Origin of the sequence: Odoribacter splanchnicus DSM 20712, from assembly GCF_000190535.1 — a bacterium.
GTDB classification, from domain to species: Bacteria; Bacteroidota; Bacteroidia; order Bacteroidales; family Marinifilaceae; genus Odoribacter; species Odoribacter splanchnicus.
On sequence record NC_015160.1, the window covers coordinates 2874824 to 2888857 of the forward strand.

Here is a 14034-nt window from a genome sequence, read left to right on the forward strand (position 1 = left end):
AAAAATTATTGACCTTTAATTGCATTCTTATATTCTTCCCGTTTTGAATCAATCAATGCCCTCTCTTCGGGAGTCAAGGGAACAGGTTTGGGCATGACATAAGCCTTTGTCGACGTTTTCCGATAGGGAGGTACTTCATTCTCTTCAGCACATCCACAACAAAACAATACGATAAACAGTATCCAAAAACAAATCTTCGCTTTCATATTTTTCTGTATTAATTATTCATAACCCGGATTCTGTTGCATACCCGGAACCAACTCCAGGTCATTCCGATGTATGGGAGCTGTATACATAAACTTCTGACACACATATTTTTGTCCGTCTTTTGCAACCCAAAATTCAGGACGTCCATTCCGCTTTAACTCAAACCAACGATCACCTTCCATAAACAACTCTTTCTGTCTTTCATTCATAATAGCAGCCATCAGTCTGGTAAGAGGTTTTCCGGTCGCATCAACCCGGATCAAAGCGTCCGGATTCACTTCCGGCAGATTTTCCAGCGTATACGGGATATAGGGAGTGATGCGGTGAGATCGTAACAGATTCAAATATTTCAGGGCATTTTCTGTATCCGAAAGCTGAGCATAAGATTCCGCCAGCATCAACACCATTTCGGCACACCTTACCCGTCCGCGTAATACTTTTGTCTCTTCCCGCTTTTTATTAAATGAAAGGGCATAGCGAATATCAGCTTCTTTCTCGGTAAACAAATCGATAAAAGACTTATTTACAGGACGATAAGGGATTGCAGAACTTACCTGAGTCTCACTATTATCCGCTCCCTGAAAAACATAAGAACGAATGAAAACATTCGATTGGGTAGTCGCTTTATCTTGTATCATCTTCACATAATCGTCACCCTGAAGCAGTGGAAAATCCTTTAATAACTCTTCAGCCAAAGGAATCACATTTTCCCAATCCTGTGCCCAGAAATATAGTTTTGCCAGATAGGCTTTAGCCACTTCTGTCTTAAACCGGTAGATATCCTTTTTCATATTGAAACCAATGGCCCTCTTCAAGTCATCCCGGATAAATTCCACCGTCTTTTCCATAGAGGAACGGTCCGTCAGTGCTTCCATGTCAAAATTACTGACCAGAGGAATACCCAACTGGGTCTTTGCCATTGCTTTATCATAAGGTTCACAAAACCATCGTAAAAGATTATAATAACATACCCCTCTCAATGCATAAGAAGTTGCCAGAATATCCTTACCGAGTTCCGTATCCTGATCTTTCATATTTTCGATAATCAGATTACAATTCCGTATTTTCTCATAGAGTTCCCGATATACATTCTGGTAACCGTTCAAACGAGGAGCTACATACAAATCCAACTGGCCACCTTCAGGATAAATAGTCAAGCTGGCATCCAGATTATCGGCATAACTCTCATAATCCAGTACAGAACGGCTATTCCCAATGATAATCCGGTCTGTACCGTAGTCTATGTCATTCAAGATGCTATGCAACAAGGCCGAAAATTCCTCCGGAGTCTTCGGGATTGTCTCTCCGTACGGTTTAAGGTCCAGATAACTATTACAGGAGAAACATACCCCCAATAGCATCAGCATTATTCTCATTTTCAGATTTTTCATACACATATCATTAAAATCCAACATTCAAACCAATAGTCACAGACCGGGAAACCGGATAAGTAGCTCCCGGGACCTCCGGGTCTATTCCGGAATATTTCGTTATGGTGAAAAAATTATTCAATGTCAGGTTCAGTGCGGCAGAAGAGAAATTTATCCGTTCTAATACTCTTTGCGGCAAACTATAAGACAAGGCAATGGTATTGATCCGCAGATAGGAAATATCTTCCAGTAAAGCTCCCCTTGTAATCGTAGTTAAGGTGGGATTAGTCAGGTCTAATCCCAATTTTTTTCCATAAGCATCTATTAAACGGGGATATTTCACTCCCGTCCTATTTTCCGGAGTCCATCGGTTACGAACCTCACGTTTTACATTCAGATGATTTCTGTACAAGTCATTATGGGGAGTCGGGATAGATTCCAACTTACTTCCACTGAGCAATTCATATCCAGCCGGAGATTCTATATTATCCACCATCTTTGCCTTTACTGAATAACTTCCGCCTACACTCAGCCCGATATTTTTATAAGAAAAGTTCAAATTAAATCCACCGGTAAAAGGAGCTACCGAAGTCCCCAGATAATAATAGTAATTATTAGGCTCACGTAAATATCCGTCTTTATTCGTCACAGCATCCGGACGAAGCTTAAATTTATACATCCCGGTTTCAGGGTCTATTCCTTCATATTTCCCGGAAAAGACGGCTCCCATAGGATAACCTACATATTTATCCAAAGCCAGCGAAGTATTAGGTGAATTATATTTTTTCAGTTTGTTTTGATTCCAGGCAACATTGGCCGATACCGACAAATTATAATCCTTACTTTTAAGAACTGCTACCGATAATGAAAATTCAACTCCATTATTCTGCAATACAGAGGTATTATACGACTGGTTAAAAAATCCGGTAGTTACCGGAACATATTCACTGGTCACACAATCTTTACTTTTCCGCCAGTAAGCTTCAACAATACCGTTAATCCGGTCTTTCCACAATCCGAAATCCAAAGCCACTTTCACATCCCTGGTCTTTTCCCATCTCAATTTCGGATTCGGTGCATTGTTAATATACCCCATACGGTAATTCTCATCGTCGGATATCCGGAAATTTTTATAATACTTCATCATCAGGTTGGGTTTCACCGTCTTATTGATATTTCCGGTATAACCGGTAGCAACCCGCAATGACAGCCGGCTTAATACCGGACGAACAACCTCCATAAATGTTTCTTCACTCACATGCCAGACAGCACCTGCCGACCAGGTCGGATTAAACTGTTCATCACTACCGAAATTATTAGATCCGTCTGTTCGGAACGATACATTCAAAACATACCGGTCAAACAAAGAATAATCCAACGCTCCATAAAAAGAAGCAAAACGATTTTCTTCTATTTCCTGTCCTGACAATTGATCCATTGCATTGGCATAAGACACCAGATCCGAATATTTAAAACCTTCTCCATTACCAGGATCTTTAGGAACCGGCATAGCTGAATTACCGGTCACAGGGTCATATCCGTAACGTTTTTCAAAAATACCTTCGGCTTTCTCGCCACGAATCTCAGCACCTGCCAAAACAGAAAAACGGTGTATTTCCCTGTAGACATCGGAATAACTCAATTGACCGCGCAGACTGTAACTTGAATTGTTGGTATTGGATTGCGATATCGAAGAATACGTCCGCGAACTATTCCCCTGGGTATCGAAATACAAACGGTCAACAAACGCAGCGTAAGTATCTTTCCCTTTATAATTATCGCTTTTATTGTTCGTAAAAGAATAAGAAGCCAAACCCGAAAATTTGAGCTGCTTAAAAAAAGAATAATCGAGGTTAAAACGGGACGTTATTGAAAAATTATCAGTTTTACTTTCAGTTTCATTCATCTCCCTCAACATATTAAAACCATTGGGAGGGATAGTGGGATCATAACTCCCGTTCACTTTGGGTAATTTGTAATAAGTGTAATCTGCACGATATGAGCCATCTTCATTAAAAGGACGTTCGTACGGATTTGCAAAATAAGCATAACTGAATGGATCTGTTGATGGTCCTGTAGAATTTTGCATAGCCATATCGAATCCCAGTTGGAAATGCAAATGTTTGTTCGGATTAGCATCTATTTTACCACTTAAGTTATAGCGGTCGTAATCTGTTTTTTTTACGGCACCGTTATCTTTTGAATAACCGAAAGATACATAATATGTATTTTTCTCACTTCCTCCTGAAAATGATAAATAATGATTGGTAGACACCGCTGTCCGGAATAACAAATCAATCCAGTCGGTATTCACAGAAGCCAGCTCTTGAATATATGCCTCTTGTTCAGTGACACTCATATCCCTGAACTCTTCTTTTCCCGAACGGATCATACCGACAATCCCCACTACAGGATAACGATCTCCCCCGGCATATCCCTCTGCCGCAAATTCATCCCACAACTCCTGTTCCCATTCCAATTTCTCCCGGGAATTCATAAGCTCCGGGTCGCGTCCGGGTTTCATCACCATCGAAACATTCATAGAATAATTCACTGCCATCTTTCCCGATTTTCCGGTCTTGGTCGTAACAACAATCACTCCTCCGGCAGCCCTGGAACCATAAATAGCCGCTGCTGCCGCATCCTTCAGAATCGTTACATTCTCTATATCATTGGGATTGATACCGGCAACTCCATTGGTAAAAATATCGCTGAAATCTCCGGCCTTGATCTGTCCTGTAGAAATAAGAGGAATATTTTTTTGCAAGGGAACCCCATCCACGACCCATAAAGGCTCTGCATTCCCCGTGATGGTATTAGTTCCCCTGATCCGTATTTTGGCAGATTCTCCCGGACGTCCGGAGCGGGCTTGTACACTGACTCCGGCAATCTGTCCCTGCAACAGCTTATCCATCGTCGGCAAAGCTTTATTCTCAAACACTTTTTTATCCACAACAGCTACCGATCCGGTTGCCCTCCACTTGGCCGTCTGTGTATATCCGGTACTGACAATCACTTCCTCCAACTCGCTGATATGCGGACGCATCACAACATTCAACTCATTCATCTGCGGAGAAATCTTAATCTCCTGAGTCTCCATTCCGATAAAGGAAATTTGCAGGACTTCAGTTTCTCCGGGTAAATCCAGCGTAAAACTTCCGTCTATCGCCGTAGAAACCCCTATCAAAGTCCCTTTGATCAACACAGTAACCCCCGGTATAGGTTCTCCATTTTCATCTCTCACCGTCCCCCGGAGTGTCCGGAAACGAGGTTGTTCTACCCTATTTTCCTGAAGGATAATGATATTATCCTGAATCCTGAAATTCAATCCTGTTCCCTTCAACACCTTTTCCATCACTGTTTCCAGAGGTAAATTTTTTACTTCCAAAGTAATTCTACCCACATTTCTGGTAAACTTTTCGTTATACATAAAATTGTATCCCGACTGTTTTCTGATCTCTTCCAAAACCTTGACAAAAGGGACATCCGATACTTTCAGGGAAATCAGATCCTGTTGCTGTCCCAAAGCATATCCCGGGGACAAAACCACAAACATCAGCCATCCGCAGATAACCGCAACTCTATTTTTTTTACCCATTTTGAGAAAAATAAAATTATACACTTCTTTTCATTATATTTGTATTATAGGATGCGGTTCGGCAAAATCAATCAAACAAGTTTGTTGTTTTTGCTCTCACCTTTCACTATATTTGTGGGACATGTTTGTATAAAACATTTTGTGTTAAAGAGATTAGGAGAAAGGCCAAATTCACCCTAATCTCTTTTCTTTGTGATATACACAGTCCTGTTCACTATTTTAAATTGAATATCCGTTGTCTGTGCGCTAATAGCCCCGAGCAATACTTCCAAAGATACGTTCCGGGAGATATCACCGGTATAAGCTTCTCCTTCAGCATCTTCCAGATTCATAAAATGCACATCATAATACCTCGCCACCTGTTTCAAAATATCCGGCAAAGAAGTTTGTCTGAAACAGAACAAACCTTTTTTCCAGGCGACCAGTTGTTCTACCGATACCTCCGACATCCTGACACATGCTCCCGGGCGGCGTACATCCAGTTCGGCAACCTGTCCGGGAGCCAGAATCAAAGTATTCTCCCTGCCACAGTCCATCTCCACAACGCCACTTTCCAAAGCCGTATAAACTTTGCCATTATCACCGAAAGTATTGATACAAAAAGAAGTACCCAATACTTTTACATTAAAATTTTCTGTTTGTACAATAAAAGGCTGACCAGAATTCTTGGTAACTTCAAAATAAGCCTCTCCGGTAAGAATTACTTTCCGGGCATTACCTGAGAAAACAAGCGGATAAGTGATTTTTGAATCTGAATTCAACCACACTTTTGTACCATCTGAAAATATCAGATGATAAAAAGCTCCTTTGGGAATAATCAAAGTATTGGTCTCTTCAGAATTCCGCTTTACAGAATCACTACAATATTCCAACTGCCCGTTATGCAGAATGACTTTTCCTTCGATTTCGCGTACATCTACATTTTCACAGTCCGAAAGGTCCAGGATTCTCCCTGAAGAGAGCACCAACCGTACAGCTTCCGGAACCGTTGCTGCAATTTCCGGCTGAGGAAAAAGACGGGCTTGCCGGTAAAACAACCAACCCGTTCCCAACAATAAACATATTCCGGCAGCAACAACACCGACTCTCCACCAGATATAAGTACGCCAGGCCGTCCGTTTCTGAAAATTTTTCCATTGACGGTCTATGTCTATCTTTTCATAACGGTCAGCTAACCCCTCCGGGTCAATATGCTGTAGATTTTTAAATGCTGATTTATCACGTGGATTCTCCTTCAGCCATGCTTCTAACTGCTCTGCTTCTCTCCCGTTTAACCCCCAAAGCCGGCGCTTGCAAATCAGACGGGCCAGCTCAATGTATTTCTGAATAGTTTCCATTTATTCCTGTTTTATACCATAAAAACAATTCAGAAAAAAAAAGGTATGAGCTAAAATTGATTTTTTTTCACACTATTTACACAAACAAGCAAAATAAAAGAAACAGAATGTGCTAATATTTTTCTCAATTCCCTGTAAGCCATCATTTTATGAGATTTCACCGTAATAACACTAATCCCCATTTCTTCAGCTATTTCTTTATTTTTTTTCCCTCCAAGATGTAATTTTATGACAGTCTGACATTGCGGAGTCAAACACCGGATGGCCTCATAAAGGACATAATGTGCTTCTTCATCCAATACGGAGCTGAACATATACTCTTCTGATTCCAGCTCTTTCAAATATTTCTGTGAATATTGTTCTCTGATTTTATGGTGTTTTAAGTAATTGAGCGCTTTGTTACGGATAGTTTTATAGATAAAAGCATGCAGCATTATCGGAGAATCGTACTGATTACTACCCGACTCCCATACAGAAATAAATGTTTCCTGAACCAGATCTTCACAAATATAGCTGTCTTCAACAAAACGAACAGTAAAAGCATAAAACTTGGAGAAATTCTCCTTGAAAAACTTTTCAAAAGACAGAATTTCTCCGGTACCAAACCTTATCTGTTTATCTTTATTCAATGGCACCTCCCAAAAGATGTTCTGCAAAATAATGCCGTAATAAATTAAAATAATACGGGGAATCTATACTGTGGTCAGCTCCCGGAATAACCATCATATCAAACAATTTATCCGCCTTGATCAAAGCATTTGCCAGACGGAAGGTATTCGCAGGATGTACATTAATATCCATATCCCCTGTCACCAGCAATAATTTTCCCTTTAAATTCGCTGCCAATTCCATTATTGTAGGAATCTTCGATTCAAAAATATATTTTTTTATACCATCTGCATCTTTTTTGACCTTCATTTTTACTCCATGATACATCTCTCCCCACCATTTGGTATAAATATTATTGTCATAGTTACCGGAAGCAGCCACAGCCACCTTGAAAAAGTCGGGATAAGTCAGGATTGCTGCTGCTGCCATCATCCCACCTCCCGAATGTCCGTATATTCCCACCCGATCCCGGTCAATATAAGCATAACGGTCGGCCAGTTGCTCAATGGCAAATTTGCAATCGGCCAAAGGATAATCCCGCAAATTACCATAACCGAAATTATAGAAATTTTTCCCCCGGAACATAGAACCTCCCCGGTATCCGATATGGATCACAATAAGCCCCAATTGTGCCAGAGCCTGATTTCCATTATCATCCATAGAAAAAGCCTGGGGTACCTGATCCTCCTGAGGCCCAGGATAAACATAAACAACCAAGGGATATTTGCGGGTAGAATCCATGTCAAAGGGGGTATACATCACGCCATACAAATCAGTTATTCCGTCAGCTGATTTTACCGCTATTTTTTGCGGTTCCCGCCAACCGGTGCTATACAATAAACTCAGATCCGCTTTTTCAAGCGGTAAAATCTCCTTCCCTTTCATATCGCGGACAACCGATACCGGCGCCATATCCACTCTGGAATAAACATCCAGCAAATAATTTCCCTGTTTGGACAATTCGATAGAATGATATCCATTCCCCGGAGTCAGCAAAGTCAGGCCGGAACCATCGAAATTTACCCGATAGAAAAAACGATAGGCGGGGTCCATCCCTTTTTCACGTCCATACCCTTCAAAAATAAAACGACGTTTCAGTTTATCCAAATGGGAAATCCTGCAGGCGGTAAAAGTACCGGAAGTAATGGTATTTTTCAATTTTCCATATTTATCATACAGATAATATTGCCCCCAACCGGTACGTTCCGACCACCAGATAATATCTTCCCCACCGTTCAGAATCCGGCAATCAAACAATTGTTCGGTAAAATAAGGCATGGAAGTTTCGCTGATCACTTCAAAAACGTCTCCCGTACGGGTATCCACCCGGCATAAATCCATTTTATCACAAGTCCTGCTTTTACGGGTAAAATAAAGATCCTCCGGACAATTTTCCAAATCAGATGCAACAATCCGAACCTCCTGATCGGGGTATTTATCAATATTCACAACAATATGTTGGCAGGTTTCCGGATAAAACAAATGCAGATCGTAGGTAAAAACATATTTTTCACCCGGCATAGGGAATTTATAAGTACGCAATTTAGGACGTGGTTCGGCCAGATTATCAACTACCCAGCAATTTTCAACCTTACGCCTGTCCTGACGTAAGCAGTAAAACACCTTAGAATTTCCAGCCCACACAATATTGGGAGTTGTATTTTTATCCGAATCGCTGTCCTTCTGATTACTATAGGAATAATACTTCTCTCCATCTGTGGTCAACTGTACCGGAACCGTATCCTGCCTGTTCAGCAGATACAGATTGTGCCGGTAAGCATATATACTGTAACTACTGTCAGGGGAAAACTTTAACCAATAAGGGGATGCCGGAGGATAAAAACGGCAGGCTTGTTCAGGGTCCAGTTTTTTCAGCTCCCGGGTTCTGATATTGTAATGAAAATCCAGTCCTCCCTTGGAAAAAGAAAAACAATACGGATCCCCCTCATCAAATTTCAGCCCTCCCAATCGGAAATCTTTGATATTAAATGATATCCCCGTAGCTTGGGTTAATTTACCGATCATATCTTCCATGTCAAACATTTCCAGTTTTTTTTTACGGACCGGATCGACCAGATAGTATTTAGCACCTCCGGGCGTAATATAATTATACCAAAACATATCTGTCCCGGATATCCAGGAAGGAAATACACTCAAAGAGTGATAATACTTCTTCAGATTTTCTTCCGAATACTTGTAACAATTTTTTAAATCTGCTTTCTGTGCATAAGAAAAAAAAGCACAACAGAAAAAAGCGAAAAAAAGGATCTTTTTCATCATGTTTACATTTTGCGTTCTACTTATTATCATATACACATACTTTCATAAAGGCCAATAAATAAAAGTACATAGTGACCAAAAGTAGTAATCTTTATTTATTCTTTTTATAATTTGGACAAAATTAACAGGATAAAGTGCCTAAAATACTATCTTTGTAGCAGCATCGGTATCCCCGCATGGGAATTTGGGAATTCGGTGAAAACCCGAAGCTGTCCCCGCAGCTGTAAAGTCATTACTGTCATTTTGCAGGTCTTTTCAATGATCCACTGAAACCCGGGCGTTTTGGGAAGGAGAAAAAATGACAAGCCAGAAAACCTGCCGATCATAGCTAATAAACAAATTTCTTTCGGAGGAAAAGAGCATGAAAAAGATTTATTTTTTATCACTGGTATTTACCATCGGTTTTTGTCTGGCCTTAGGTTCCTGTCGTTCAGGTAACCGCAAAAAACAAAACCCTGTCGCTACACAAACAGATCGTTCGAATATTCGTTATGCACAAGGCTTCTGGCTGGAACAACACGAAAATTACCGACTCCTCCATATCAAAGATCCTCAAAGCGAAACCAGTTCGGAATATACCTTCGCCCTAAGACAGCGAGGCACACATCCTGAGCTTCCCCCGCATATACCTGTACTCGATCTGCCGATCCGGGGCGTCATCTGTATGACTTCTTTACAACTCTCTAATTTTATCAAGCTCGGAGCAACTTCCCAAGTCGTGGGAATCAGCAGTACCCGCTTTTTGAATAATGCAACGATCAAACAACAGTTAGCCGAAGGGAAAACTCAGAAAATCGGTATCGAGGGTAATTTCGATGCGGAAATCATTATGAACCTCGCTCCCGACCTGATCCTCATCTCTCCCTTCAAACAAGGGGGCTACGACGCTATGAAAGAAGTAGATATTCCACTAGTCCCTCATTTGGGTTATAAAGAAACGACTCCATTGGGACAAGCCGAGTGGATTAAATTTGTCGGTCTTTTAATCGGAGAGGAAGAAAAGGCGAATAAAATATTCAATGAGATAGAACAAAAATACAATGATCTGAAAAGATTGACAGCCCGGGTCGAACACCGGCCGGTCGTGCTCAGCGGTGAAATACACGGAGGAACATGGTATGCCGTAGGAGGACAAAGCTTTCTGGCACAAGTATTCGAAGATGCCGGAGCCGATTATTTCCTGAAAGACGATCCCCGTTCAGGCGGCGTATATCTCGATTTCGAAACGGTATACAATCAAGCCGACCAGGCAGATTACTGGCGCATCCTGAATAGCTACCCGGGACAATATACCTACGAAACACTTTTAGCCCAGGACGAACGTTACGGAGACTTTAAGGCTTTCAAACAAAAAGGAGTGATTTATTGTAATATGCGTGAAAAACCCTATTACGAAAATATGCCCATGGAACCGGAATTATTACTTGCCGACTTCATTAAAGTGTTTCACCCGGAATTATTACCGGATTACGTACCGGTATACTATCATCAGTTAAACGACTAATCACTATGGCTTCAACCGGACGAAATACAACTTTTATCCTGCTTATCATATTGAGTATTGTTGTATTCTTATTCCTCAACATGGTATTGGGTTCGGTTCGTATACCGATGAGTGCGGTATGGCACATCTTCACCGGTACAGGAGATGAGCCTCAAACCTGGCAGAATATCATTTGGAAATCGCGTTTTCCGCAGGCATTGACCGCCTTGGTCGCCGGAGCAGGTCTGTCGATCAGTGGTTTGCAGATGCAAACGGTATTTCGCAATCCCCTGGCAGGACCTTCTGTATTAGGAATCAGCTCAGGAGCCAGTATGGGAGTTGCTTTCGTCGTACTTTTTTCAGGTAGCATAGGCGGAGTAGCCCTCAGCCACCTCGGTCTTTTCGGAGAAGTGGCGCTTTCGATCGCTGCCGTCGCCGGTTCGTTATCCGTTATGGCACTGATTGTTTTCGCTTCACATAAAGTAAAAGGAAACGTTACCCTGCTTATTATCGGAGTGATGATCGGTTACCTGGCGAATGCCATCATCGGTATTTTAAAATTTTTTAGTGTAGAAGAAGATATTAAAACCTATGTTATCTGGGGGCTGGGAAGTTTCTCACGGGTATCCGGTAATCAAATGATGCTTTTTGTTACGATCATGGCCATCTTGATCCCCTTGTCTTTTTTGTTGGTGAAAACATTAAACTTATTGATGCTGGGAGATGGTTATGCCCGGAATCTGGGATTGAATATCAAACGGGCCAGAGTTCTGGTGATCACCTGTTCGGGCGTATTGACGGCTATTGTTACGGCCTATTGCGGTCCGATCATCTTTTTAGGCTTGGCAGTCCCTCACCTGTGCCGGGCTGTTTTCCAAACTTCGGATCACCGGCTTTTGATGCCGGCCTGTCTGGTTATGGGCGCCTCCCTGGCTTTGGCCTGTAATCTGATCGCACGCATGCCGGGTTTCGAAGGAGCCCTGCCGGTTAATTCGGTCACGGCACTCATCGGAGCTCCGGTTGTTGCTTCGGTATTATTCCGTAAACGTAAAAACGAACTGAATGAATAAGACCGCTACCATACAACTCCGTAACCTGACGATCGGCTATAAAGGGAAAGTACGCCCTAAAATTGTAGCCGAAAATATTTGCAGTGATATTTATGCCGGTGAACTGACCTGTCTTTTAGGAACGAACGGTATTGGAAAATCCACCCTACTGCGCACCCTTTCGGCCTTCCAGCCCAAATTAAGCGGAGATATTTACCTGGCTGGAAAAAAATTGGAAAAATATACGGACAAAGCCTTATCCACGGTGATCAGTGTCGTTTTGACCGAAAAATGTGATATCCGCAATATGACGGTCCGGGAATTAATCGGTATGGGCCGTAGTCCTTATACAGGTTTTTGGGGTAAATTAAGCCGGGCTGACGATGAGATCGTGGATAAAGCGATCGGGCTGGTCAATATTCATCCTCTGGCTTCCCGAATGCTTCATACCCTAAGTGACGGTGAACGTCAGAAAGCAATGATCGCCAAAGCTTTGGCTCAGGAGACACCGGTCATTTATCTGGATGAGCCGACCGCTTTCCTCGATTTCCCAAGCAAAGTCGAAATCATGCAACTGCTTCATCACCTGACCCGCGAAACCGATAAAACGATTTTTCTTTCGACTCATGATCTGGAACTAGCCCTCCAGATCGCCGATAAGATTTGGCTGATGGATAAGGTGAACGGTATCACCTCCGGTACGCCGGAAGACCTTGCCCTGGAAGGATACCTCAGTCGTTTTTTCGCCCGCAAAGGGATTACTTTCGACATGGAATCAGGACTTTTCCGCATCACCAACAATTATCGGTACGAAATCCGTCTGACCGGACACGGCTATCGCTATGCCATGGTACGTAAAGCCCTTCAACGAAATGAGATCCTGGCCAATCGCGATATTGACTCAGCTGTTTACATTGAAACCAACAGGCAGCCTGATCAATTCATATTGCATTTTCCTCACCAGGAAGATATTATAGTCCATACAATAGAAGAATTATTAGAAAAACTAACACTGTAACATACAGAGACAGGGGTTTTGTGCTAATTCGATCGACGCATTGTTGGAATAAATACTGTCCTGTCTCAAATAATCCGGTCGAAATATCTATATACAACTCCCTATTTTTAGGGTATTTCTCTGATCAATTTCACTAAAAGAGGGGATTTTCCAACCCGATAGAATCGCGTATTTTCGTTCCGATCTTATTAATTAAAACATGAAATATGAAAAAGATTGGAATATTTTACGGTTCAACAACCGGAACAACCGAATCAGTAGCGGAGCAGATCGCTTCTCATCTGGGGGTCGGTAGCAGTGAGGTGTACAATGTAGGAAATACCGATGCTAAAGTAGCTGAAGAGTATGAACTGCTCATCTTAGGAAGTTCGACCTGGGGATCGGGAGAATTGCAGGATGATTGGTATGATTTTCTGGAACAATTAGCCGGAAAAAATCTAAGTGGTAAAAAAATAGCCCTATTCGGTTGTGGGGATGCCATGTCGTTCGGATCTACTTTCTGTGATGCCGTCGGGATCATCTATGAAAAATTACAGGGTACAGGAGCTACGTTTATCGGAACTGTCGATCCTTCGGATTATACCTATGATGCCTCCACTGCCGAAATCGACGGACAGCTGGTCGGATTATTGATCGACGAAAACAACGAAGCGGATAAAACGGAACTCCGTATACAAAACTGGACCGATGCGTTGAAAAAAGAAATTTAATGCCCTGATCATGGATAGTTGCATTTTATCCGGAGACATGAAAATATTCGTACACCATATCTACGAATTACAAAAAGGTATACGGTACATGGCATTGTGTACGATAGACAAAACCGATGAATCTTTTGCCATACAAAGATTAGAAAAATCAGGTCTTGAATATGAAATCTGTCCCATCAATGCCCACCGACTGAACTTGTTTTTCGGAAAAAAAGAATGTATCGATATTGTCCGGTTAATCTGCAACCGTCCATTAAACCTGTTAACCCCCGAAGAAGATTTTATCCTGGGTACCATGCTGGGATATGATGTGTGTCAGCAATGCGAACGTTATAACCATCGTAAAACTTTAATCCAAAGTGCCTGATAATTA

11 protein-coding genes and 1 riboswitch are annotated in these 14034 nt (G+C 41.9%); of the genes, 5 read left to right on the forward strand and 6 right to left on the reverse strand.

The annotated features are described in order from the left end of the window. Positions 1–5 precede the first annotated feature (5 nt). From ODOSP_RS12115 to ODOSP_RS12140, 6 genes are all read right to left on the reverse strand, one after another. Entirely contained in the window at positions 6–206 is a 201-nt protein-coding gene (locus ODOSP_RS12115; RefSeq protein ID WP_013612590.1) for a hypothetical protein, read from the reverse strand. Positions 207–221: 15 nt separating this feature from the next. After that, the gene (locus tag ODOSP_RS12120; RefSeq protein WP_041557372.1) at positions 222–1598 is read right to left on the reverse strand and encodes a RagB/SusD family nutrient uptake outer membrane protein; all 1377 of its coding nucleotides are present in this window, start codon (positions 1596–1598) and stop codon (positions 222–224) included. A 10-nt stretch (positions 1599–1608) separates the two neighbouring features. Continuing rightward, positions 1609–5175 (reverse strand): SusC/RagA family TonB-linked outer membrane protein, encoded by a 3567-nt coding sequence (locus ODOSP_RS12125; protein WP_013612592.1) that lies wholly within the window; start codon positions 5173–5175, stop codon positions 1609–1611. A 176-nt stretch (positions 5176–5351) separates the two neighbouring features. Beyond that, on the reverse strand, positions 5352–6512 hold the full coding sequence (locus ODOSP_RS12130) for a FecR family protein (RefSeq protein ID WP_013612593.1): 1161 nt from the start codon (positions 6510–6512) through the stop codon (positions 5352–5354). A gap of 50 nt (positions 6513–6562) precedes the next feature. Beyond that, on the reverse strand, positions 6563–7168 hold the full coding sequence (locus ODOSP_RS12135) for an RNA polymerase sigma-70 factor (protein ID WP_157741848.1): 606 nt from the start codon (positions 7166–7168) through the stop codon (positions 6563–6565). Then, positions 7134–9398: a S9 family peptidase gene (locus tag ODOSP_RS12140; RefSeq protein WP_013612595.1), complete on the reverse strand. Its 2265-nt coding sequence runs from the start codon at positions 9396–9398 to the stop codon at positions 7134–7136. Before ODOSP_RS12140 ends, ODOSP_RS12135 begins: the two co-directional genes overlap by 35 nt. A gap of 150 nt (positions 9399–9548) precedes the next feature. After that, positions 9549–9739, forward strand: a riboswitch (cobalamin riboswitch). A gap of 23 nt (positions 9740–9762) precedes the next feature. On the opposite strand from ODOSP_RS12140, the gene ODOSP_RS12150 reads away from it, so the two are divergent. From ODOSP_RS12150 to ODOSP_RS12170, 5 genes are all read left to right on the forward strand, one after another. Beyond that, positions 9763–10905, forward strand: coding sequence for an ABC transporter substrate-binding protein (locus ODOSP_RS12150; RefSeq protein ID WP_013612596.1), 1143 nt, complete (start codon positions 9763–9765; stop codon positions 10903–10905). A 5-nt stretch (positions 10906–10910) separates the two neighbouring features. Then, a complete protein-coding gene (locus ODOSP_RS12155) occupies positions 10911–11954 on the forward strand; it encodes an iron ABC transporter permease (RefSeq protein ID WP_013612597.1) in 1044 nt (347 codons plus the stop codon). After that, on the forward strand, positions 11947–12951 hold the full coding sequence (locus ODOSP_RS12160; protein ID WP_013612598.1) for an ABC transporter ATP-binding protein: 1005 nt from the start codon (positions 11947–11949) through the stop codon (positions 12949–12951). Before ODOSP_RS12155 ends, ODOSP_RS12160 begins: the two co-directional genes overlap by 8 nt. A 206-nt stretch (positions 12952–13157) precedes the next feature. Next, complete coding sequence (gene fldA / locus ODOSP_RS12165) at positions 13158–13661, forward strand: flavodoxin FldA (RefSeq protein ID WP_013612599.1); 504 nt, start codon at positions 13158–13160, stop codon at positions 13659–13661. Positions 13662–13671: 10 nt separating this feature from the next. After that, positions 13672–14028, forward strand: coding sequence for a DUF2023 family protein (locus ODOSP_RS12170; RefSeq protein ID WP_013612600.1), 357 nt, complete (start codon positions 13672–13674; stop codon positions 14026–14028). Positions 14029–14034 lie beyond the last annotated feature (6 nt).